Consider the following 22,899-nt stretch of genomic DNA (forward strand, 5'->3'; position numbering starts at 1 on the left):
TTTAGCTCCTTCGCTAGAAGTGACGTGCCACAGTTCTGTCGCCCTGGGAAACAGGGGTCATATCCTGGCCAGAAATCGCGACCCACGTCTGGAGCGGGGGGCCTACAGCGGGCGTGAGATGGCCTTCATGACCCGCCGCCGTTGCCTCGTCCGCCGGGGCCATGCCGAAGGCCCGCCGGACAGCGCGCTCGGCATCCGCGAGCCGGCTGGCGTGCGTGACAGCCCCCACGGACGTCTCGGAAATATCGACCAGATCGAGCGCCACATCGGCGTCGGACAGGGCCTTGAGGAAAGTGCAGAAAATTTCCGGGGACGACCGCATGCCCAGCCCCGTGATGGACACCCTGCCCACCTGGCCGTCATGCTGCAATCCCTGGAATCCAATGGCTCCCTTTTCAGCATCCAGCACCGCAAGGGCGTTTCCGGCGTGGGCCGCCGGCACGATCAGGGCAACGTCGGAACGCCTCGGGCCCTTGCCCGCCGAATTCTGTACGATCGCCTGGACGTGCGCACCCGAACTTGAGAGGACGTGCAAGATGCGTGCCATGGTGTCCGGCTGGTCCGGCATTCCCACGACCGTGATTTTCGACGCCGAGTTGACCCCTGCTACTCCGGTCACCTCGGGTTGTTCCCTGGCGGGCTGGAGGAGTGGATGTCGGTCAAGGCCAGGCAGGATCAACGTCCCTGGTTCCGGCACGAAGGATGACCTCACATGGATTGGTATGCCGAACCGGCGGGCATATTCAACACAGCGCAGGTGCAGTACCTTGCAGCCGGAGGCGGCGAACTCAAGCATTTCCTCGCTCGAGAGGACCTCGATCTTCCGCGCTGTCGGGACGACGCGGGGGTCCGCGGTGTAGACGCCGTCGACGTCGGTGTAGATTTCACAAATATCGGCCCCGAGCGCGGCGGCCAGGGCGACCGCGGTAAGGTCCGAGCCGCCGCGGCCGAGCGTGGTAACCCTGTTCCGTTTCTGCGTCCTGCCCTGGAACCCTGCCACGATGGGGACCTCACCACGGGCAAGACTGCTGCGGACGCGGTCCGGCCTGACATCAGTGATGTGTGCCTTGCCGTGGATGCTGTCGGTAATGAGGCCGGCCGCACTGCCGGTAAATGTGCGGGGCAGCTGGCCAAGATCCGCCAGGGCAATCGCCAAAAGCGCGGAGGACACAAGTTCGCCGATGCTCAGCAGGGCGTCAAGGTCCACAGGCAGGGGCCGGGCGGAAACCTCCGCGGCGAGGTCGCAGAGTTCGTCGGTGGTATCGCCCATGGCGGACACCACCGCCACGACCCGATAGCCGTTGGTCCGCGTTTTGGCGATCCGCTCGGCTGCCCGGAGGATACCCGCGGCATCCGCCAGGGACGAACCGCCAAACTTTTGTACAATGACGCTTCCCGGAGGAATCGCCCGGTCGGTTTCCGCTAGATCACTGTCGTTGAAATCTGTTGCCTTGCGGGTACCCATTTTGCTCCCCGAAATCTACTTCGATTCTTGCTAGGGGCACTGGCCCCTGTGAGCCGTTTTGCCCTGTTCGGATGCTCAAATGGTTGATCCCAAGGCGACCGGCTCTCCGGTCACAGTCACTGCGGCTGCAGCGAGAATATCGAGTCCCTTCTGAAGATCCTCTGGGCTGATAGTCAGCGCGGGCATCGCCTTGACCACCTCACCTTCGGGGCCGGACGTTTCCACGAGCAGGCCCCTGGCGAACGATTCAGCTGCGATCTTCTCCGCAGTCTGGGGGTTGGGGTAGTAAACCCCCACGAGCAGTCCCCGGCCACGGACCGTGGCGCCTTCGACGCCCGCGGCGATCTGCGTCAGCCCGTCGTGGAGCTGCGCAATGAGCCTCGCAACGGTTGACTGGAAGCTGCCGTCCTGCCAGTAGTGCTCCAGGGCAGCTGCGCCGGTGACGAATGCCGGGTTGTGGCCCCGGAATGTTCCGTTGTGCTCGCCAGGCTTCCAGATATCCAATCCGGGTTTGAACAGTGTCAGTGCCAAAGGCAGGCCAAAGCCCGAGATGGACTTCGACAGGCAGACGATATCGGGGGTGATCCCCGCCTCCTCAAAACTGAAAAAGGTCCCCGTCCGTCCGCACCCGGCCTGTACATCGTCAACGATGAGCAGGATGTCATGTTGACGGCACAGCTCTGCAAGGCCTCGCAGCCAGGACGCCCGGGCGGCCCGGAGCCCGCCCTCGCCCTGAACGGTTTCCACGATCACCGCTGCGGGCTTATCGATGCCCGAGCCCCTGTCTTCCAGTGCTTGCCGGAGCCACAGGAAGTCCGGCATCTGACCGTTAAAAAACCCGTCATAGGGCATGCTCGATGTGTTCGTCAGGGGGACGCCGGCTCCCTGACGTTTCATTGAATTGCCCGTGACTGACAACGATCCCAGGGTCATCCCGTGAAACGCATTGGTGAAGCTCAGGACATGCTGCCGGCCGGTTACCTTCCGGGCAAGCTTCAGGGCAGCCTCCACTGAGTTGGTTCCCGTCGGACCGGGGAACATGACTTTGTAGTCCAAATTTCTGGGTTGGAGGATCAACTCCTTGAAGGTTTCCAGGAAGCGCCGCTTGGCGGGTGTTTTCATGTCGAGTGAATGCACAATGGCGCCGGAGCGAAGATAGTCCAACAGTGGCTGCAGCAGCACCGAGTTGTTGTGCCCGTAGTTCAGTGCGCCGGCGCCGGAAAAGAAGTCCAGATATTCTCTGCCGTCTTCGCTGAAGAGGCTGCTTCCGTGCGCACGCTCAAACACCGTGTCCCAACTGCGGCAGTAGCTGCGGACCTCGGACTCTAAGCTTTCGAAGATATCCATCTGGCAATGTCCCCCGTACTTCCGACTAGCGAAGTTTCCCGGGCGTAAACACGGACCCAGGCTTTCCGGATGACGGGCGCGAAAAGGAGACAGCGCAGCATCTGTGGCGCACTGACAGTTGCTTTCACGGGGCCCGTATTTGTTCCCGTCGAGCGGTTGTTCAGACGGGACTGGGCAGATCATAGGCGCCTGCCCAAATGCTTATCCGTTTCTTATCGTAATCTCAGCAAACTCTCAGCACCTGAGTAGCGGGTACCTGTCTTTTCCCCTCAAATGGCTGATTAACTACCCGATCCGGCGCGGGTCCCGCGCCGTTTGCCGCCGCGGGGTACTTGGAAAAAGGCCGGCCGCCGGGCAGCCGGTGGACATAGGCGCCGGCGCCGTGGACATCCGACATCCTCGGCGAACGGGACGGCGTAGCGGGGTGTTTAGCCGGTCTTGGCCATCGCGTAGGCCAGGGTGCCGTAGGCCAGGGCGCCGGACATTTCGGTGAGCAGTTCCAGGTTGGTGTTGGCGATGGTGTCGCAGGCCTCGTGGTAGCAGGGATCGAGGTCCTTGCCGGCCTCCCCGCCATAGGTCTGGGCCTGGGCCTGGGTCTTCCTCTTCTCATCGCCGGTGAACAGCCCGCCGCCGGGAATGCCGGCCGAGAGGAAGGCGTCGTAGTCGGACCCGCCGTCAAAGGGCGTGGTCTCGGCCGGCAGCGCGTTCTCCTGGAAGTAGCGGAAGAAGATGTCCTCGATCGCCTTGGACCCGGCCGGGCCGGCGTCGCCGAAATCCGTCCCGTCCCCGTCATGGACCGAGCGGACCCCGTTGGGCGAGGCCACCATGTCCACGTTCAGGTTCGCCGCGGTCTGGCCGATCTCGGTGGCGCTGAGCTCGTCGACGTAGTGCTGGGACCCGTACAGGCCGTCCTCCTCGCCGCCCCAGAACGCGAACCGGACCCGGTTGGCCGGCGTGATCCCGGCCTCCTTCATCCACCGCGCGGTCTCCAGGACCGCCGCGACCCCGCTGCCGTTGTCATCAATGCCCGGGCCCTCCTGCACGGAGTCCAGATGCGCGCCCACCACCACGGTGTGCTCGGCACTGCCCCCGGTGTCGGCCAGGATGTTGAAGGACTCCACCGTTTTGCCGCGCCGGCCGTCCTCCTTGAACGTGAAGCTTTGCCGCACCGGCGCATACCCGGCCGCGCGCAGCTGCTCCTCAACGTAGCGGGCCGATTCCTCATACCCCGAGGTGCCCGAGGCCCGGTTCCCGCCGTTGGCATCGGCCACCCGCTGCAGCGCCTGCAGGTGCCCCACCATGTCCCGGGACTTGAACGCCGCCAGCACCGCACGCGCATCCACCGTACTGGCCGGTGCCAGCCGCGACGCGGAACATCCCGAAAGCACGAAGCTGGTTGCCACCAGGACGGCCGCGGCCGCCGCCCGCCCCCACTCGTACCTCCGCGTACCCGTCACGCTAAGAACATACTTGCTCAGTCGCTGAGGAGGAAGGGTACCGCTAGTGCGAGCCGGCCCCGAGCGGTGCGGCGGCCACGGCCGCCGGGTCGGAGAAGGCCAGGCGGGGCACCATCACCAGCGCGGCGGCCGCGGCAAGCCCGGTGACCCCGCAGATGGTCCATACCGTGAGGTAGCCGGCGAGCGGCGCCGCGGTCTGACCGGCGTCCCCCGCGCCGGCCCCGGCCTCGGCCAGGACGTGGCTGAGCAGGGCGATGCCGAACACTGCGGACGCGAAGGCCCCGCCGATGGTCTTGGTGGTGTTGGTCAGGCCCGTGGCCATCGCGGTCCGGTTGAGGGGCGCCGCCGCCGCGGCCGCCGAAGGAAGCGCCGCCACGAGGGCCCCGGAGCCGACACCGGCGATCGCCATGTTGACCAGCGCCTGGGTGAGACTGCCATGGAACGGCAGGAACAGCAGGTAGCCCAGGCCCACGAGCGTGGCGGCGCCCACGAGGGTCCAGCGCGGGGTGAGCCGGCGGGTCACGACCGGATACAGCAGGGCGCCCACCAGCAGCGCCAGCACATAGACGCCGATGATGATGGAGACTTGCCCGGCGCGCAGCCCGAGACCGTAGCCGTGCAGCGCGGGGTCGGTCCGGGCGAAGGTGGACAGCGGGGCCTGCGCGCCCAGGACCGAGACGCCAAAAAGCGCTGCGGTCAGCTGGACGGGCCACATGGACTTGCCCCGCAGCATCCGGATGTCCACGAGCGGATCGGCCTCGCGCAGCTCGTACCGCGCGAACGGAATGAACACCAGAATTCCGGCTCCCACCAGCGCCCACGGCCACCACGCGCCGGCTCCATTGAGGCGCATGAAAGTCAGTCCCGACGTGATGAGCAGCAGTCCGAGGGCGAGGAGCGTGAAGCCGCGGGTGTCCACGCGTCCGCCGCTGCGCCCACGCGACTCCGGCACGCCATACCGGACGGCGAACCAGCATGCGGACACGGCCACCGCAGGGACCAGGAGCACCAGCTGCAGCTGGCCCGCAAACACTTCCACGAGCGCCCCGGCGGCGAGCGCTCCGGCGATGACACCGGCCTCCAGCGCCCCGACGAGGACGCCGGCTGCGCGCCGGGTGCGGGCGGCGCCGTCGGGCAGCTGATGGACGCGGCTGAAGATCAGGGCAATTTCCAGGGGCAGCCAGACCACGTAGAAACCCTGGAACGACCACGCGGCCAGGAAGGTCCAGAAGTCCGGGGCGAGCGCGACGCCCCAGGAGGCCGCAGCGGTGACCAGCGTGGAAACCAGCAGGATCTTCTTGTGCCCGTACATGTCCCCCAGCTTGGCCAGCACCGGCACGGCGAGGGCGCTGACCATGAGCTGCGCAGCCTCGAACCAGTTGACGTCGGCGTCGTGGATTCCCAGGTGCCGGGCGATATCGGTGAGGATGGGCGTGTAATAGCCCTGCAGGATTCCGCTGGTGAGCTCCACCAGACACAGAAAAGCGACAACACGGCGCATGGCGGCCTTCCGGGAGGGCGGGCACCTCGCGGCCAGCCGGTTGATTGCATCCTAGGCCCGCACCAGCTCCGAAGGCGGGAACACGGCCGGCAACGCGGCCGGGAAGACGGGGGGGGGGGGCGGAAAACCCGGCCGGAACGTGCGGGAATATTCGTCCGTGGCGGGCGTTATACCGGTCGATAGATGCAAACGCATGTATATCGGCTATAGTAGAACCAGCTCCCGGATCCACCCCGGCCACGGAAAGGCACACCATGCAGATCGGCGTATTCAGCGTCAGCGACATCACCACCGACCCCACGACGGGGCGCACCCCGACGGAGCACGAGCGGATCAAGGCGTCCGTGGCGATCGCCAAGAAGGTCGAAGAGATCGGCATGGATGTCTATGCCATCGGCGAGCACCATAACCGGCCGTTCTTCTCGTCCTCCCCCACCACCACACTGGCGTACATCGCGGCCCAGACCGAGCGCATCATCCTGTCCACGGCCACGACCCTGATCACCACCAACGACCCCGTGAAGATCGCCGAGGACTTCGCGATGCTCCAGCACCTCGCGGACGGACGCGTGGACCTGGTCCTGGGCCGCGGCAACACCGCCCCCGTCTACCCCTGGTTCGGCAAGAACATCCAGGACGGGATCGAACTCGCGATCGAGAACTACTCCCTGCTGCGCCGCCTGTGGGACGAGGACACCGTCAACTGGTCCGGCAAGCACCGCACGCCGCTGCAGAACTTCACCTCCACCCCCCGCCCGCTCGACGGCGTCGCCCCCTTCGTGTGGCACGGCTCGATCCGCACGCCGCAGATCGCCGAAGTGGCGGCGTATTACGGTGACGGCTTCTTCGCCAACAACATCTTCTGGCCCAAGGAGCACTACCAGCAGCTGATCGGCCTCTACCGCGAACGCTACGAGCACTACGGCCACGGCAAGGCGGACCAGGCGATTGTGGGCCTCGGCGGCCAGTTCTTCATGCGGAAGAACTCCCAGGACGCCGTCAAGGAGTTCCGCCCCTACTTCGACAACGCCCCGGTCTACGGCCACGGCCCCTCGCTGGAGGACTTCACGTCCCAGACCCCGTTGACCGTCGGCAGCCCGCAGGAAGTGATCGAAAAGACCCTGACGTTCCGGGAGTACTTCGGCGACTACCAGCGCCAGCTCTTCCTGATCGACCACGCGGGCCTGCCGCTGAAGACCGTCCTGGAACAGCTGGATCTGTTCGGCGAGGAAGTGCTGCCGGTGCTGCGCAAGGAATATGCCGCGCTCAAGCCGGCACACGTGCCCGAACCGCCGACGCACGCCGGCCGGGTGGCCGCCGCGCTGGCAGCGGGGCCCACCGATGCCGCCGCGGCCGCCGCGTCAGAGACCACCGTCCAGGGGTCATGATGCCCGCCAAGGCCACAGAATCGCCGGTACGCCTGGCCGCGGAAACCTGGGAATCCCTGTTCCGGGCCCAGGTGGCGGTGATGCGCAAGCTGCAGGCGGCGCCGGCGTTCAAAGCCCTGGCGCTCAATGAGTACGACGTCCTGTTCACGCTCTCCCGCTGCCCCTCCGGGTGGCTGCGCCTGAACGAGCTCAACGACAATGTGCTGCTGAGCCAGTCCAGCCTGAGCCGGCTGGTGGAGCGGCTCGACAAGCGAGGGCTCGTTGAACGGACACCGGCCCCGGAGGACGGCCGCGGAATCCTCATCCGGCTCACCGATGCCGGACGGGACCTGCAGAAGCAGATCGGCCGGGAACACGTGCGCGACATTGCCGCGCTTGTGGGCCCGGCCCTCTCCGCCGCCGAACAGCAGGAGCTGCTGCGGCTGACCGAGAAGCTCCGCGCCGCGGTCTCCGTACGCTGAAACCGTGCGCTGAAAGCGTACGCCGGGCGTGCGCCGGCGCGCCGGGCCGGCCTAGTGGATGGCGACCAGTTGCGCCGGGTCTTCCCGGGGCAGCTCGTCGACGACGGCGGTGACGCTGAGTTCCTTCAGGGACAGGCTGCCGCCCACGGTGGACAGGAAGGCGGTGTCCGAGGAGTCGCGCCCCGCCGTGATCCGCAGCATGCTCTCCCGCGGCGCCAGCCCCGTGGGGTCGATGACGTGCCAGGCGCCGTTGATGTGCGCCTCGGCCACGGCGTGGAAGTCCATCGGGGTCAGGCCTGGGGCGTAGACGGCGGCCAGCCGGGCCGGGACGTTCTTGGATCGCAGCAGGGCAATGGCGAGGTGGGCAAAGTCCCGGCAGACGCCGCGGCGGTGCAGCAGGGTTTCGACCGCGCCGTCGGTGCCCCGCGAGGATCCGCTGACGTAGCGCAGTTCGTTGAAGACCCAGTCGCGGACGGCGCGGAGCAGCTCTTCGCCCTGAAGCCCGCCGAATTCGGCATAGGCAGTGGGCAGCAGCCGGTCCGACTCCGCGTAGCGGCTGGGCCGGACATAGCGGATCAGTTCCATGAGCCCGGGCTCCTCGGGCAGCGCGAAGCCGGTGACGGTGGCCGAGTACTCAACCAGCACGTCGGTGGGCTCGGCGAATTCCATGTAGTGGAAGCGCCCGCCGTGGTGGTCCGAGAGTTCGGTCAGCGGCACGTCCCCGCCTCCCGCGGTCACCCTGAGCGACTCTTCGATCGAGTCGTACCCGGCGTTCCGGGCCACGGCCACGGCCAGAGCCACCTTGGTCTCGGCAACGGTCTTGAAGGCCAGGCGGGCGGCTACGGCGCGTTCCATGTATCTCTGTCTCCGGGTGTGGGATGTGAGGTGGGTGCAAGGGAAGTCGCCGTCAACGGCCCGGGGATGTGCGGGCGGGCGGGACTAGTTTTTGATCTTCAGAGACATTAGCATCCGCTGGACGTTCGCGAATTCGGACCCCTCGTTGACGTACTTGGCCGCCTGGTCGAGAGTGTCGAACGCCTTGGCGGGGGCAACCTTCTGGTCCGGGGCCAACGCTTTGAGCACGGTCAGGTCCCCGAATGAATAGTCCCCCTTCCCGGCCGGGCCACGGACCACGTTCTGCAACGCGCAACTCTTCCCGCCGTCGCCGCCCACCACATTGGTGATGCCGTAGGAGCCGAAGTACTTGTAGCCCTGGATCACCCGGAACACCACGTGCGGGTCAATGGTTCCCCCGCCGCCGGCGTGCGGCAGGTCAACCGGCACGCTGCTGACCACGACGTAGTTGCGTGCTGCGTCGGCCGCGCAGGCCGCGGCAGGCTGCGGGGGCAGGCCTGTCTGCAAGGTGGCCAGGTAGGCGCCGTCGGCGTCCTTGACGGTGATCTTGAGCGCCCCGGGCAGCGCGCCGGCGTCGGGAGCTACGGACTGGACAATCCAGTCCTGCGGCACCTCAAAACTGACGGTCTTTGCCGGGTCGGTGAAGACCTTCCAGGCCGCCGCGCTCGAGCCCGGAGAGGCGGTAGCGCTGGCCGAGGGGGCGGGACCAGTGGCGGCAGAGGGCCCCGCACTCTCACTCGCGCTGTCCGCCGCGCTGCTCCCTGCGGTCCACACCGGCGTCCCCTTGCCGTCGCTGCTGCAGCCCGAAAGGGCTGCCGCCGCGACCGCGAGCGCCGCGCCGGTGCGCAGCGCAGCACTCCGGATTCCTGCGGTGCCTGATCCTGAAGAAGGGGCCGTCCCAGTCATGGTGCCAGCGTAGCCGGGGCGCCGCATGACTCAGAGCTCCCGCATCAGTGTTTCGTAGAACCGGACGCCCTGCTCCAGCGTCTCCAGGCCGATCTTTTCGTCAACGGCGTGGATGGAGCCGCGGGCCCGGACGTCCATGAAGAACGGCGCGAAGCGGTACACGGCACCGCAGATCCCGGTGAAACGGCGCGAGTCGGTGCCGCCCATCATGATGTATGGGGTGATGATCGCCTCGGGGAAGACCTGCCCGATGCAGTCCGCCAGCAGGTCCCACTGGGCCCCCGAGGACGGCGACACCGGGGACGGGCCGTTGCCCTCCACGACGCGCAGTTCGACTTTCGGGTCGCGGATGATTCTCCGCAGCAGTGCCATGGTGCCCTCCACCGTCTCCCCCACCGCCACCCTGATGTTGGCGTTGGCCTTCGCCGTGGCGGCGAGGACGTTCGCCCCGGAGCTGCCTTCGAGCGTGGTGATGGCGACGGTGGTTCGGGTCATGGCGTTGGTCTCGCTGCCGAGCCGGCCGAAGAGCCAGATGATCGGCGCCCGGAGCAGTGCCACATTCGCGAACACGGCCCGCAGCGGCGGCGGCGTGTGCGGGCCGAAGCGGCGCAGCATCTCGGCGGTCACCTCCGGCAGCGACTGCGGGAACGGGCGGCGCTCGATCCGGGTGATGGCGCGGGCCAGCCGCGCCGTCGCCCCCATCCGCGGCGGCGTGGAGGCGTGTCCACCCGGGTCCCGGGTCAGCAGCTCCACGTCCAGGATTCCCTTTTCGGCCACGCCGACGACGGCGGCCGGCCGGCTCACCCCCGGGAAGGCTCCGCCCGCGACGGCGCCGCCCTCGTCCAGCACGAGCCAGGGCAGCACACCGCGGCCGGCCAGCAGGTCCGCGGCAGCCGCCGCGCTGTTGCCGGCCGCCTCCTCGTTGTTGCCGAACGAAAAGTAGAGGTCGTGCGCGGGCGCATACCCCGCCCGCAGCAGGCGCTCGGCCGCCTCCAGGATGGCCACGAGCTGGCCCTTGTCGTCCAGTGTCCCCCGGCCCCACAGGAAGGTGCCGTCGTTGTGGCCGGAGAACGGCGGGTGTGTCCACTCCCCCGGGTCGTCGGCCGGGACGACGTCGTAGTGCGCCATCAGCACCGACGCCCGGTGCCGGGCCGCCGGGTCCTCCGCCACGGCGCTGCCGGGCCACCGGTACAGGAGGGCGTGGCCGTTGACACGCTCCAGTTCCAAGGCGGCATGGACCCCCGGATACAACCGGGGCAGCGCGGCGATGAAGGACTCGAACTCGGCTGTCTCCCCTCCGGCCCCGGCCTGGGAGGTCCCCCCGGCCCGGGAGGACACGGTCCGGTACGTCACGAGCTCCGCCAGCGACGCCGCCGCGCGCCCGGCGCCCGGCGCGTGCCCGGGGCTGTCCGGTGTGCCGCCGGGGCTCTTGGGGGTAATGCCGGCAGCCGCGTTCTGCAGGGGGTTGCGCATGCGCGAAAGTCTACGGCCGGAGGGTCCGCCGGAACGGGCTATCCGGAGCGCGGGTCCGTCCCCGGAATCCCGGGCACAATTTCGGGCCCCAAATTTCGGTCCGGGAAAGCGGATACGCTGGGGGCATGGCCGAACAGCACATTGACGGAACGCACTTTGGGGACCAGGGCGACGTGGCAGGCATGTCGGCCCTCGATATCGCGGACTGGCGGCTGCGGACCTTTGCCCTCTACGCCACGACGCGGAAGATCGCCGCGGACAGCCCGGCCGAGGCGCATTCGTACTGGCGCCAGGAGCGGGACCGCATGTTCGGCACCCACCCGGCCTCCGCGCTGACCGCTGAGGCCAAGGCCGCTTTCGGCGGCCTGAAGACGGCGGACTACGATCCGATCTACCGTTTCCACGTCCCGCTGACCCCCGAGGGCGCCGGGCGGGAGATGAATGTGGAGACCGGGACCGACGGCCTGGTCCGGTTTGTGCGGCTGGGCACCTTCGACCTGCCCGAGATGGGACAGCTCGCGGTCTGGAAGCTCAGGGGCTACGGCGGCGGCATCTTCGTGCCGTTCCGTGACGCCACCGCGGGCCAGCCCGGCGGCAGCTACGGCGCGGGACGCTACCTCCTGGACACCATCAAGGGGGCTTTCCACGGCGTGCGGGGCACCGGGCCCCAGGCCGAATTCATCCTGGACTTCAATTTCGCCTACAACCCCTCGTGTGCCTACAACGAGGCCTGGGCATGTCCGTTGGCGGGCCCGGCGAACCGGCTGGCCGTGGACATCCCCGTGGGCGAGCTGTACTGAGCGGATGGAGTCCCAGCTCGAACAGCTTGACCCTGCCCCCGCCGTCGTCCGCGGGCCGAAGACCCGGCGGTACCGCGGAATCCTCCGTTACCCCGTGGTCCGGCAGCTCATCCGGTTCACCGGCGTCGGCATTGTCTGCACCCTGACCTCCCTGGCCCTGTACGCCCTTTCCCGGCCCTGGCTCGGCGCCCAGCCGGCCAACGCGGCGGCCCTGATCCTGACATCGTTCATGAATACCGCCCTCAACCGGCGCCTGACGTTCAAGATCACCGACCGCCGCCGGATGAAGCGGGACCACTTCAACGGCCTGATCGTGATCCTCGTCGCGCTGCTGATCACCGGCGGCAGCCTGGCCGTCCTGCACTGGGTCAACCCGGAGGCCACCGTGGCCGAGGAGCTGTGGACCACCACCCTCTCCGGTTTCGCCGCCACCGCCGTCCGGTTCACGATGCTGCGGCACTGGATCTTCCGCCGCGCCCGCCACCGCTGACTTCGGCCAGGCCCCCACCCCCGGTTGAGCTGTCAGTTGATGCTGCTATCGGTGCCCGTTAAGGACATTTAGTGATGGCTCAACCGGTGGAGGGGGTGCCGAGGGTGCGGACGCCGGCGACGGCGGTGCGGACCGCGGCCGCCGCCTCCTGCAACTGCGCTGCCGTCACGGTCGAGTCGAAGCTGAACCGTACCGCCGTCTGGGCGATCTCGGGGGCGATGCCCATGGCCAGCAGCACGGGCGAGGGCGCATCCGAGCCCGCCGCGCACGCGGACCCGCTGGAGCACACCACACCCTGGCGCTCGAGTTCCAACAGCACGGACTCGCCGCTGATGCCCGGGAAACAGAACGAGGCCACCGAGGGCAGCCGCTCGGTGGGGTGGCCGGTGAGCTGCGCGCCGGGAACACCGGCCAGCACGGCGTCGATGAACCCGTCGCGGAGGGCAGCCACGCTCCCGGCCGGCTCCCGCGGCAGCGCCAGGGCCGTTGCGAGCGCCACGGCGCCGGCGACGTTTTCGGTGCCCGAGCGGCGGCCCCGTTCCTGCCCGCCGCCGTGGACCAGCGGTTCCACCCGGACCCGGCCGCGCACAAACAGCGCGCCGCTGCCTTTGGGCGCGCCCAGCTTATGGCCGGAAATGCTCAGCCCGTCCACGCCCAGCGCGCCCGTGTCCAGCGGCAGCCAGCCGGCGGCCTGGACGGCATCGGTGTGGAACGGCACCCCGTGGGCGCGGGCCAGCGCCGCGAGCCGGGCGATGGGCTGGACCGTGCCGACCTCGTTGTTGGCGTACATGATGCTCACCAGGGCCGTCCCGGGCTGCAGCACGGCGGCGAGGGCCTCCTCGCTCACCTGCCCGAAGCGGTCCACGGGGATCACGTCGACGGCGAAGCCGTGGACCCGTTCGAGGTATCTGGCGGATTCTTCCACCGCGGGATGTTCGACTGCGCTGATCGCCACCCGGTCCAGGCGCGGATCGGCGGCGCGCCGGGCCAGCGCGATGCCCTTGACCGCGAGGTTGTCCGCTTCCGTGCCGCCGGAGGTGAAGACGACTTCCCCGGGCCGGCAGCCGAGGGCCTTGGCGGTTGCCGCGCGGGCCCCTGCGAGCGCCGAGGCAGCCGCCTCACCCAGGAAGTGATGGCTTGACGGGTTGCCGAATTCGCCCGTGAGGTACGGCCACATGGCCTCCAGCACCTCGCGGCGGACCGGGGTGGTGGCTGCGGCGTCGAGGAAGATCACGGTGCGCCTCAGCCGACCGCCGGACCGGCGCCGGACTCAAGGGCCGGCTCGACATCCAGCTCAATATCCAGGCCGAGGTCCAGGGCCGTGACACTGTGTGTCAGGGCGCCGATCGAGATGACGTCCACCCCCGTGGCCGCGATGTCCGCCACGGTGGCAAGGTTGACGTTGCCGCTGGCCTCGACGCGGGCCCGGCCGCCCACCAGCCCCACGCCGGCCGCGAGCTCGGCCAGGGAGAAGTTGTCCAGCATGATGGTGTCCACCCCGGCGGCAAGGACGGGCTCGATCTGCTCCATGGTGTCCACCTCCACCTCGAAGTGGGTTGTGTGGCCCAGCTGGGCCTTGGCGCCGCGCAGCACCTCGGTCAGCTTCGCCGGGTCACCGCCGGTGAGGACGGCCAGGTGGTTGTCCTTGGCCAGGACGGCGTCGGAGAGGCTGAAGCGGTGGTTGGCGCCGCCGCCGCAGCGCACGGCGTAGCGTTCGAGCACCCGCAGCCCCGGCGTCGTCTTGCGGGTGTCCGTGATCCGGGCCCCGGTGCCGTCCACGAGCGCCACGAACTCGGCGGTTTTGGTGGCGATGGCGCTCATCCGCTGGACCAGGTTCAGTGCGACGCGTTCGGCCAGCAGCACGGCCCTGGCGTTTCCGGTCACGCGGGCCAGGGCGGTTCCGGCGGCGAAAGCCTCGCCGTCGTGGACCAGCAGTTCGACGACGGCGCCCGGGTCGGTCAGCTGCATCGCCGCGGCGAAGACCTCCCCGCCGCTCAGCACGCCGGGAACGCGGGCATTGAGCACCGCGGTGGCCCGCGCCTGCGCGGGGATGAGCGTCTGGGAGGTGATGTCCCCGTAGGGGGCGTCCTCCTGGAGCGCCGCGCGGAGGACGGCCAGGACGGCGGCCTCGGGCAGGCTCCCGGCGAGCGCCGCGGCGCTGGTGGGCAGGGTTTCCGGGGCAGCGGTTGCGTGGGCAGTGGTGGTCACGAGGAAATCCTTTGCATGGAATGGGTGAAGGCTGGGGTGGCGGCGTTATCTGCCCGGTAGTGGGCGCCGATGGAGTGCGTGCGCTGCCGGGCCGCTGCCACGAGGAGTTCCGCGGCCAGCAGCAGGTTCCGGTCCTCATGGCCGGCCTGGTCCAGCCCGGCCAGGCCGCGGCCTTCAAGGACGGTTCCCCACTGCGCCAGCTGGGCCGCGGCGGCGTCGAGGTCGGCGCCCGTGCGCGTGACCCCCGCGGCCGCGGTCATGAGCCTGCCCAGGGCTGCCCGGCTGAACGGGACCTCCACGGCACCGGCGGCGCCGGTCGCCCCCGTCCTGGGAGTCTCAGCCGGCGGGGACGTCACGGGGCTGCCGGGGTGGAAGTCCCCGTCGGCCGGCGCGGGCCAGTCCGTCGCCGGCACGGGTGCGCGCAGGAAATCCTCGACCGCACGGCGGCCGAACACGAGGCCCTCCAGCAGCGAGTTGCTCGCCAGCCGGTTGGCCCCCTGGGCGCCCGTGCGGGCCACCTCGCCGGCGGCATACAGCCCGGGTACCGACGTGCGGCCCCGCAGGTCGGTGCACACGCCGCCCATCCAGTAGTGGGCTGCCGGGGACACGGGTACGGTCTCTGTGGTCCAGTCGTAGCCGGCGGCCCGGGTGGCCGCCGTGATGGTCGGGAACCGCCGGGCCAGGAAGCCCGCGCCCCGCTCTGCCTCGAGGCCGCGGGCGTCCAGGTAGACCGGGCTGTCCGGCGCGGCCCCGGTGGCGGCCAGGTGCAGGGTGATGCTGCGGGAGACGACGTCGCGGGGGGCCAGTTCGGCGTCGGGGTGGTAGTCGGGCATGAAGCGGTATCCCGCGGCGTCCAGCAGCACCGCGCCCTCGCCGCGGACCGCTTCGGAGATGAGCAGGGCCGGCGGCCCGCCGGGGACCTCCTCGGCGGCAAGCGTGGTGGGGTGGAACTGGAAGAACTCGAGGTCCCGCACCGCGGCGCCGGCTCGCCAGGCCAGGGCCAGGCCGTCGGCGGTGGCGACGGAGGGGTTGCTCGTGCGGGCGAAGAGCCGCCCCGCACCGCCGGTGGTGAGCAGGACGGCGTCGGCAGCCAACTTCTGGGGCCGCCCGCCAGCCAGGAAGGCCACGCCGGTGACCCGTGCCGGCGCCGGAGGTGTGCTGCCGGGCTGTGGCAGTTCTGCCGGCAGTGCTTCAGCCAGTTCTTCAGTCATGGCCGCCGGTTCGGTCAGGAGCCCGGTGACGAACGCGCTGGTCTCCACCCGGAGCCGGCCGTGGCCGGCACGATCCAGGACGGCGCGTTCGAGGACGGCGGCGACGAGCCCGCGGGCGATGCAGGCGCCCGTCGCGTCCCCGCCGGCGTGCAGGATGCGCGGCGCCGAATGTGCCGCTTCCAGGCCCAGGGCCGGCCCGCCGCCCGGACCTGCGTCGAACTGCACGCCGTAGCGGCCCAGTCCGGCGATGTCCCGGACAGCCTCGGTGCACAGGACCCGGACTGCCTCAGCATCGTTCAGCCCGGCGCCGGCGGCGAGGGTGTCCGCGATGTGCGCCGCCACGGAGTCCCCGGGGGCGGCATCCTCCGGCGCCAGCACGGCCGAGACGCCGCCCTGGGCGTAGAAGGTGTTGCTCTGCTCCAGCGTCCCCTTGCTCAGCAGGACCACCTCGATGTCACGGCCGCCTTCGGTGGCGGCGTCGGTGGCGAGCAGCGCGGCGTAGAGCCCCGCGATCCCGCTGCCGACAATCACGAGCCGCCTGGTCACGGCCGCGCCGCCAGCATGCGTTCCAGGGCTACCTTGGCCGGGGCGGCCACGTCCTCGTCCACGGTGATGCGGTTCAGCACCTCGCCGCGGACGAGCACTTCCAGGACCCAGGCAAGGTAGCCGGGGTGGATGCGGTACATCGTGGAGCAGGGGCAGATCACCGGGTCCAGGCAGAAGATGGTGTGCTGCGGGTATTCCGCGGCGAGACGGTTCACCATGTTGATCTCGGTGCCGATCGCAAACGTGGTGGGTTCCGTGGCCGCGGCGATGGCCTTCTTGATGAAGTCGGTGGAGCCGGCGGAATCGGCGGCATCGACCACCTCCATGGGGCATTCCGGGTGCACGATCACCTGCACGCCGGGGAACTCGGCGCGGGCTTTTTCGATCTGGCCCACGTTGAAGCGCTTGTGGACCGAGCAGAAGCCGTGCCAGAGGATCACCCGGGAATCGAGGAGGGTGGCCGCGTTGTTGCCGCCGAGGTCCTTGCGCGGGTTCCACATCGGCATCTGCTCCAGCGGCACCCCCATGGCCTTGGCGGTGTTGCGGCCCAGGTGCTGGTCCGGGAAGAACAGCACGCGCTGGCCGCGCTCGAACGCCCATTCCAGCACCGTCGCGGCGTTCGAGGAGGTGCAGACGATCCCGCCGTGCTCGCCGCAGAAGCCCTTGAGGGCTGCGGAGGAGTTCATGTAGGTGACCGGGATGACCGGGACCCGGCCCTCGGCGTCGGGCTCGGTGCCGAAGACTTCCTCAAGCTGTTCCCAGCACTCGGTGACCGAGTCGATGTCCGCCATGTCCGCCATGGAGCAGCCCGCGGCGAGGTTGGGCAGGATCACGGCCTGGTCGGGGCGGGACAGGATGTCCGCCGTCTCGGCCATGAAGTGCACGCCGCAGAAGATGATGGCCTCCGCGTCCGGCCGGGTCAGGGCGGCGTTGGCGAGCTGGAAGGAATCGCCCACGAAGTCGGCGTATTCGATCACTTCGTCGCGCTGGTAGAAGTGCCCCAGCACGACGGCGCGGTCCCCCAGCGCCGCTTTGGCGGCGCGGATCCGGGCGTCGAGTTCGGCGTCGGATGCGAGCTTGTACTCTTCGGGGAGCTGGCCCTGCCGGGGAGTGGAGGCCGGCGCGACGTCGGTGGAGGAGGCACCCGGGCCGTAGGCGGGCACGCCGGCGAGGGCCTCGGCGAGGTCGTAGTCCCAGGGCCCGCGGGCCAGTGCGGGACTGCAGGTAGAGGCGGCCGCGCCCTGTGCCATCGTGGTGGCCTGCTCGCGCGTGATCAGCTGGATTGCCGTGTTGACGCTGCTCATGGTGTGCTCCTGTTGTCTGGGTCGAGGCCTGGGCGGCCGGTGAAGCGGTAGAGGCGGGGCGGGCGGTGCTTGCCGCCCTGCAGATAGTGATCGGTTTCTTCGATTTCCGGCGTGGCCTTGACCTGCCGGCGGAAGTTGGCGGGATCGAGTTCGCGGTCCAGGACGGCCTCGTAGACCTCCCGGACCTGGGCGAGGGTGAAGTACTCGCCCAGCAGGTGGTAGGCGATGGAGCCGTAGGCCATCTTGTTGCGCAGCCGCCACAGCGCGTAGTCGACGATCGAGTTGTGGTCGAAGGCCAGCTCGCCCAGCCGGTCGGCGCGGAACCAGCGCACGTTCTCCGATTCGTCGGCAAGCGCAGCCTCCGTGGGCTGGACGAGTGCCCAGTACACAATCGAGACGACGCGCTGGGTGGGCGAGCGGTGCAGCCCGCCAAAGGCGTAGAGCTGCTCGAGGTAGTTCGGGGCCAGGCCCGTGGTCTCGCGCAGGTTCCGCGACGCTGCGTCCTGGAGTGACTCGGAGTGTGTCAGCGGGCCGCCCGGCAGTGCCCAGAGGCCCTTGAACGGTTCGCGGATCCGGCGCACCAGCGGGATCCACAGCGTGGGCCGTCCGGAGCGCTCGCTGGGGCGCAGCGCAAAGATCACAGTGGAGATGGCCAACGACGGCGGCGCGGTCTGGCGCTCCGAGACGTTGGCTGCTGTGGTGTAAACGGTGATCCACCCGCCCTCTTGGGTCCCGGGCGGGTCCCGTCATGGACTGCCCGGCTGGATCCGGCCCGACCGCCGGATTAGTTATAGTCAAAGTGACTAGAACTAATGATACGGCCGAGCCGCCCGGTCGCAAAATGTTTCAGGTCACATGCTTCTCACTTGGCGGCGGCCGCGGCTTCCAGCAGCGGCAGGGTGCGGCCCTGGAAGTGGGTATTGAGCACGATCACGGAGGACGAGCGCAGGACGGACCTGGTCGCGATCATGGCATCGAGGACGCGCTGAAGGTCCGAATTGGAGCGTGCTGCTATCCGGGCCATGAGGTCCGAGCTCCCGGAGACGGTGTGGATCTCAATCAGCTCGGGGATCCGGGCCAGGGCCTCCACGACGGCGTCATGGCCGAGGTCTTGGTTGATCGTGAGGGAACAAAACGCCACCACGGGATAGCCGAAGTGCGCCGGATCGGGCTGCGGCACCCATGAACCGATCACGCCGGCGTCCTGCATCCGGTCCAGGCGCGACTGCACCGTGGCGCGGGCAACCTTCAGCACCCGGGAGGCCTCCAGCACGGAGGACCTGGGGGAATCCGTGAAAAATCGGACAATCTTTGCATCAAGCGGGGCAACATCCATGGATTTTTCCTTCCCAAGCGGGACCGGGCCGGACAAACAGCCGCCGACGCCCTGATTCAGTTAGCAAACTGCCACCATGCTCTCACGGCGGAGGCCCCCCGGCGGCCGGGGGCCGGGCCCAAATCCGGTAAATTCAATAGGTCCCATAAGGACGCAAAGATCCAAACCACACAAAGGTTCGCCATGACAATGAAGTCCACCGCGACGCTACCCACCGCGGTCCCCGCCCCGAGCCTGGGGCACAGCATGAAGCCACGCCAACTGACCATGATGGGACTGGGCAGCGCCATCGGCGCGGGCCTGTTCCTCGGCTCGGGGGCTGGAATCCAGGCGGCGGGACCGGCCGTGCTGATCTCCTACCTTGTCGCCGGAACCCTGATCATCCTGGTGATGTGGGCGCTCGGGGAGATGGCCGCGGCCAATCCCAACAGCGGCGCCTTCTCCGTGTACACGCAAAAGGCCATGGGCAAGACCGCCGGGGCCACCGTCGGCTGGCTCTGGTGGCTGCAGCTCGTGGTGGTCATCGCCGCCGAGGCCCTCGGTGCCGCCGGGCTCCTGTTCACCGTGTGGCCGGTGGTCCCCGTCTGGGCACTGTCCCTGATCTTCATGGCACTGTTCACCGCCATCAACCTGGCGGGCGTGAAGAACTTCGGCGAGTTCGAATTCTGGTTCGCCATCCTCAAGGTCGCCGCCATCGTGATATTCCTGGCCATCGGCACGGCCCTGCTGCTGGGCTTGCTGCCGGACGTCCCGTCCCCCGGCCTCGGCAACTTCACGTCCGGCTTCGCCCCGGCAGGCCTGGGCGGCATCGCAACCGCACTCTTCGTCGTGATTTTCGCCTTCGGCGGCACCGAGATTGTCAGCGTGGCCGCAGCCGAGACGGAAAACCCGGAGCGCAGCGTCGCCCAGGCGATCCGCACCGTGGTCTGGCGGATCCTCGTGTTCTACATCGGCTCGGTCTTCGTCATCGCTGCCGTCCTGCCCTCAACCTCCGCGGCCCTGAAGTCCCCTTTCGCCGGCGTCCTCGACGTCGCCCGGATCCCCGGCGCCGGCGCGGCGATCACCCTCGTCGCCGTCATCGCGCTGCTGTCCGCCCTGAACGCCAACCTCTACGGCGCGTCCCGCATGGTGTACTCGCTCTCTGAGCGCGGCGAAGCCCCCAAGGTCCTCTCAAAGCTCAACACGGCCCGGGTCCCGGTCGTGGCGGTAAGCGTCTCCGTAGCCTTCGGCTTCCTGGCCGCCGTCCTGGAACTGCTCTTCCCGGACCAGATCCTGCCGGCCCTGTTCCAGCTTGTCGGCTCCACCTGCCTCGTGGTGTGGGGCTCGGCCCTGGTGTCCCAGCTGATCCTGCGCCGCCGGGCAGACCGCGACGGCACTGCGCTGCCGCTGCGGATGAAGGGCTTCCCCGGGCTGACGATCTTCGGGCTCGTGCTCCTGGCGCTGATCTTCGCCGTCGGCTTCAGCAGCCCGGAGAGCAGCAAGCAGCTGGTCAGCACACTGGTGCTGGTGGCCGGCATCGCCGTGGCGTGCTGGACCGGTGCCCGGATCACCCGGAACCGCAACGCCGCCGCCGCCGCAAAAGCCGATCAGCCGTCCAGCTAAGTCGCTAGACAAATTGCCAAGCTCACCGGCGCGCGGGCCGGCAAAAGTATGCAGTCTGGGCACCCCCGCCTAGGCTGATTGCCCACCCCGCCGCCGGTGACTAGGGTCACAGGCATGGACACACTTCTCCCCGTGGCTTCCGGCAGCGCTGCCGGGCCGCTCACAGCCGACGAACTCCGCGAGCTCTATTCGCTCATGGTGGCCGTCCGTCACCTCGACACCTCGGCCATCGCCTGGCAGCGGCAGGGCATCATCCCCGGCTACGCCCCCGAACTCGGGCAGGAAGCGGCCCAGGTAGGCAGCGGCTACGCCGTGGACACCACCCGGGACTTCGTCTTCCCCACCTACCGCGAAATGGGCGTCGCCCGGACCATGGGGGTGGACATGGTGGCCTACATGTCCACCCACAAGGCCACGTGGCACGGCGGCCTGTACAACCCGCTGGAATCCCGGCTGGCCCCGATCCAGGCGGTCGTCGCCGGGTCCGTCCTGCACGCCGTCGGCTGGGCCCACGGCCAGACGCTGGATGGGAAAGACGGCGTCGCCCTGACCTACTTCGGTGACGGCGCCTCCTCGCAGGGCGATGTGCACGAGGCGATGAACTTTGCCGCCGTGATGAAGGCGCCGGTGGTGTTCTTCGTCCAGAACAACGGCTGGGCCATCTCGGTCCCCACCGAACGGCAGGTGGCCGGCGGCTCCGTCGCGGCCCGCGCCGCGGGTTACGGGATGCCGGCGCTGAAGATCGACGGCGACGACGTCGCCGCGGTCCTGGAGGCGACCCGCCGGGCCTTCGCGCATGCCCGCTCCGGCAACGGCCCGGTGCTCATCGAAGCCATGACCTACCGCCGCGGCCCGCATTCCACGTCCGATGACCCGGGCCGCTACCGCTCCCTCGACGAGGAACGCGACGGCGCCGGCACCGACCCGATCGAGCGGCTCCGGCAGCGGCTGCTGGCCGATGGAATCGCCGACGAGGCGTTCTTCGCCGGGGCGCTGGCCGCGGCCAAGGCCGAAGAGGAGCAGATCCGCACCGGCATCCAGGCCCTGGGCTCCCGGCCCGGAACTGAAATGTTTGACCTGGTCTTCCAGGAAACCACCCCTGCCATGCAGGCCCAGGCCGCCAACTGGCGCGAGGAGTCCGAACATGTCTAACTCGATTCTCGAAGGCACAAACGCCGCAGGCGAGAGCACTGCCGGCGACACAGTCGCCACCCCGGCCGGTGGCGGGCCCGCCACCACGGTGATGTCGATGCAGCAGGCGCTCAACCGCGCCCTCGACGAGGTCCTCGCGGACAACCCCAAAGCCGTGATCTTCGGCGAGGACTGCGGCCGGCTCGGCGGCGTCTTCCGCATCACCGACGGACTCCAGGCCAAGCACGGAGCGCAGCGCGTCTTTGACACCCCGCTGGCGGAATCCGGCATCCTGGGCATGTCCGTGGGCCTGGCGATGGCCGGGTTCCACCCCATTCCCGAGGTCCAGTTCGACGGCTTCGCCTACCCGGCCATCAACCAGATCGTCTGCCAGATCGCCCGGATGAACTACCGCAGCCGGGGCACCCTGCCGATGCCCATCACCCTGCGGGTACCCAGCTTCGGCGGCATCCGCGCCCCCGAACACCACGGCGAAAGCCTGGAGGCGCTCTTCGCCCACGTGCCGGGCCTGAAGGTGGTCTCGCCGTCGAACCCGCATGAGGCCTACCACCTGCTCAAGTACGCCGCCACGCGGCCGGACCCGGTGATCTTCATGGAGCCGAAGTCGCGGTACTGGCAGAAGGGTGAGGTGGACACCGCCAGGCACGATGCGGGCGGCGGCTCCCCCACCGGTGCCAAGGTCATGCGTGAAGGCCGCCACCTCACGCTGGTCGCATGGGGCGCCATGGTGGCCCGCTGCCTGCAGGTGGCCGAGCTCGCGGCCGAGGACGGGATCGACATCGAGGTCCTGGACCTGCGCTGGCTCAAGCCGATCGACGCCGAGGCCCTCGCCGCCTCCGTGCGAAAGACGCGCCGCGCCGTCGTCGTCCACGAAGCGCCGCTGACCTCCGGCCTCGGCGCCGAGGTGGCGCAGCTGATCACGCAAAGCTGCTTTGACACCCTCAGGGCGCCGGTGGAGCGCGTCACCGGCTTCGACGTCCCGTATCCCTCGGGCGACCTGGAAGATGAATACATCCCGAACATTGACCGGATCCTCTTCGGCATCCAGCGAGTATTGGAGTACAAACGTGGCTGAAATTTCCTTCCCGCTCCCGGATCTCGGCGAGGGCCTGATCGAGGCCACCGTGCTGGAATGGCTGGTTTCCCCGGGCGAGCAGGTGGAGCGCAACCAGCCGCTCGTGGAGGTCGAAACCACCAAGTCGGCCGTTGAATTGCCCAGCCCGCAGGCAGGTAAGGTAGTGCGTATCTACGGCGGGCCCGGCGACAAGATCAATGTCGGCGAGCCCCTGATTGTGTTTGAGGTGCCGGACAACACCGCCGGCATCGTGGGCACGGTCCCGAAGGAAGAGGCACCTAAGCGCCGGGTCCGCCTGAGCGCCGTACTTGATGAGGACTGA

The 22,899-nt window shown here is 68.9% G+C and carries 21 protein-coding genes; 8 read left to right on the forward strand and 13 right to left on the reverse strand.

What is annotated here, in order from left to right:
- Positions 1-13: 13 nt before the first annotated feature.
- From ABH915_RS15365 to ABH915_RS15380, 4 genes are all read right to left on the reverse strand, one after another.
- The gene (locus tag ABH915_RS15365) at positions 14-1,465 is read right to left on the reverse strand and encodes an aspartate kinase (RefSeq protein WP_370122860.1); all 1,452 of its coding nucleotides are present in this window, start codon (positions 1,463-1,465) and stop codon (positions 14-16) included.
- 75 nt (positions 1,466-1,540) lie between these two features.
- Positions 1,541-2,812 carry a diaminobutyrate--2-oxoglutarate transaminase gene (gene ectB / locus ABH915_RS15370; protein WP_370122863.1) on the reverse strand — a complete coding sequence of 424 codons (1,272 nt, stop codon included), beginning with the start codon at positions 2,810-2,812 and terminating at the stop codon, positions 1,541-1,543.
- A 428-nt stretch (positions 2,813-3,240) separates the two neighbouring features.
- The gene (locus ABH915_RS15375; protein WP_370122866.1) at positions 3,241-4,269 is read right to left on the reverse strand and encodes a M20/M25/M40 family metallo-hydrolase; all 1,029 of its coding nucleotides are present in this window, start codon (positions 4,267-4,269) and stop codon (positions 3,241-3,243) included.
- A 43-nt stretch (positions 4,270-4,312) separates the two neighbouring features.
- Positions 4,313-5,740, reverse strand: a complete 1,428-nt coding sequence (locus tag ABH915_RS15380; protein ID WP_370122869.1) for an MFS transporter — start codon at positions 5,738-5,740, stop codon at positions 4,313-4,315.
- Between the two features lie 284 nt (positions 5,741-6,024).
- On the opposite strand from ABH915_RS15380, the gene ABH915_RS15385 reads away from it, so the two are divergent.
- Together ABH915_RS15385 and ABH915_RS15390 are read left to right on the forward strand one after the other, a co-directional pair.
- A complete protein-coding gene (locus ABH915_RS15385) occupies positions 6,025-7,158 on the forward strand; it encodes an LLM class flavin-dependent oxidoreductase (protein WP_370122872.1) in 1,134 nt (377 codons plus the stop codon).
- Positions 7,158-7,619: a MarR family winged helix-turn-helix transcriptional regulator gene (locus ABH915_RS15390; protein WP_370125019.1), complete on the forward strand. Its 462-nt coding sequence runs from the start codon at positions 7,158-7,160 to the stop codon at positions 7,617-7,619. Before ABH915_RS15385 ends, ABH915_RS15390 begins: the two co-directional genes overlap by 1 nt.
- Positions 7,620-7,670: 51 nt before the next feature.
- Here the strand turns inward: ABH915_RS15390 and ABH915_RS15395 are convergent, their stop codons facing one another.
- The 3 genes from ABH915_RS15395 to ABH915_RS15405 all read right to left on the reverse strand — a co-directional run bounded on the left by ABH915_RS15395 (position 7,671) and on the right by ABH915_RS15405 (position 10,853).
- Complete coding sequence (locus ABH915_RS15395) at positions 7,671-8,474, reverse strand: transglutaminase family protein (protein ID WP_370122875.1); 804 nt, start codon at positions 8,472-8,474, stop codon at positions 7,671-7,673.
- Between the two features lie 84 nt (positions 8,475-8,558).
- Complete coding sequence (locus ABH915_RS15400) at positions 8,559-9,380, reverse strand: hypothetical protein (RefSeq protein ID WP_370122878.1); 822 nt, start codon at positions 9,378-9,380, stop codon at positions 8,559-8,561.
- A 30-nt stretch (positions 9,381-9,410) separates the two neighbouring features.
- On the reverse strand, positions 9,411-10,853 hold the full coding sequence (locus tag ABH915_RS15405) for a M20/M25/M40 family metallo-hydrolase (RefSeq protein WP_370122881.1): 1,443 nt from the start codon (positions 10,851-10,853) through the stop codon (positions 9,411-9,413).
- A 125-nt stretch (positions 10,854-10,978) separates the two neighbouring features.
- On the opposite strand from ABH915_RS15405, the gene ABH915_RS15410 reads away from it, so the two are divergent.
- Positions 10,979-11,653 carry a DUF1684 domain-containing protein gene (locus ABH915_RS15410; protein ID WP_026539579.1) on the forward strand — a complete coding sequence of 225 codons (675 nt, stop codon included), beginning with the start codon at positions 10,979-10,981 and terminating at the stop codon, positions 11,651-11,653.
- Positions 11,654-11,657: 4 nt separating this feature from the next.
- Positions 11,658-12,143, forward strand: coding sequence for a GtrA family protein (locus tag ABH915_RS15415; RefSeq protein WP_370122885.1), 486 nt, complete (start codon positions 11,658-11,660; stop codon positions 12,141-12,143).
- 79 nt (positions 12,144-12,222) lie between these two features.
- On the opposite strand, the gene ABH915_RS15420 is transcribed toward ABH915_RS15415, so the two are convergent.
- The 6 genes from ABH915_RS15420 to ABH915_RS15445 all read right to left on the reverse strand — a co-directional run bounded on the left by ABH915_RS15420 (position 12,223) and on the right by ABH915_RS15445 (position 18,748).
- Positions 12,223-13,377, reverse strand: a complete 1,155-nt coding sequence (locus ABH915_RS15420; protein WP_370122887.1) for a cysteine desulfurase family protein — start codon at positions 13,375-13,377, stop codon at positions 12,223-12,225.
- Between the two features lie 8 nt (positions 13,378-13,385).
- The gene (gene nadC / locus ABH915_RS15425) at positions 13,386-14,312 is read right to left on the reverse strand and encodes a carboxylating nicotinate-nucleotide diphosphorylase (protein ID WP_370125020.1); all 927 of its coding nucleotides are present in this window, start codon (positions 14,310-14,312) and stop codon (positions 13,386-13,388) included.
- A 35-nt stretch (positions 14,313-14,347) separates the two neighbouring features.
- The gene (locus ABH915_RS15430) at positions 14,348-16,108 is read right to left on the reverse strand and encodes an L-aspartate oxidase (protein ID WP_370122890.1); all 1,761 of its coding nucleotides are present in this window, start codon (positions 16,106-16,108) and stop codon (positions 14,348-14,350) included.
- Positions 16,105-17,412, reverse strand: a complete 1,308-nt coding sequence (gene nadA / locus ABH915_RS15435; protein WP_370122892.1) for a quinolinate synthase NadA — start codon at positions 17,410-17,412, stop codon at positions 16,105-16,107. Before nadA ends, ABH915_RS15430 begins: the two co-directional genes overlap by 4 nt.
- Entirely contained in the window at positions 17,409-18,125 is a 717-nt protein-coding gene (locus tag ABH915_RS15440) for an NUDIX domain-containing protein (protein ID WP_026266829.1), read from the reverse strand. The genes nadA and ABH915_RS15440 overlap by 4 nt, the downstream gene beginning before the upstream one ends.
- Before the next feature lie 149 nt (positions 18,126-18,274).
- Positions 18,275-18,748, reverse strand: a complete 474-nt coding sequence (locus ABH915_RS15445) for an Lrp/AsnC family transcriptional regulator (RefSeq protein ID WP_370122895.1) — start codon at positions 18,746-18,748, stop codon at positions 18,275-18,277.
- Between the two features lie 183 nt (positions 18,749-18,931).
- Here ABH915_RS15445 and ABH915_RS15450 point away from each other — a divergent pair, with 183 nt between their 5' ends.
- The 4 genes from ABH915_RS15450 (at position 18,932) to ABH915_RS15465 (ending at position 22,899) form a co-directional block, all read left to right on the forward strand.
- On the forward strand, positions 18,932-20,350 hold the full coding sequence (locus ABH915_RS15450; RefSeq protein WP_370122898.1) for an amino acid permease: 1,419 nt from the start codon (positions 18,932-18,934) through the stop codon (positions 20,348-20,350).
- A gap of 114 nt (positions 20,351-20,464) precedes the next feature.
- Positions 20,465-21,502, forward strand: a complete 1,038-nt coding sequence (locus ABH915_RS15455) for a thiamine pyrophosphate-dependent enzyme (RefSeq protein WP_370122901.1) — start codon at positions 20,465-20,467, stop codon at positions 21,500-21,502.
- Positions 21,495-22,577: an alpha-ketoacid dehydrogenase subunit beta gene (locus ABH915_RS15460; protein WP_370122902.1), complete on the forward strand. Its 1,083-nt coding sequence runs from the start codon at positions 21,495-21,497 to the stop codon at positions 22,575-22,577. Before ABH915_RS15455 ends, ABH915_RS15460 begins: the two co-directional genes overlap by 8 nt.
- Positions 22,570-22,899: a biotin/lipoyl-containing protein gene (locus ABH915_RS15465; protein ID WP_018775751.1), complete on the forward strand. Its 330-nt coding sequence runs from the start codon at positions 22,570-22,572 to the stop codon at positions 22,897-22,899. The genes ABH915_RS15460 and ABH915_RS15465 overlap by 8 nt, the downstream gene beginning before the upstream one ends.

This window comes from Arthrobacter sp. MW3 TE3886 (genome assembly GCF_041262145.1).
Classification (GTDB): domain Bacteria; phylum Actinomycetota; class Actinomycetes; order Actinomycetales; family Micrococcaceae; genus Arthrobacter.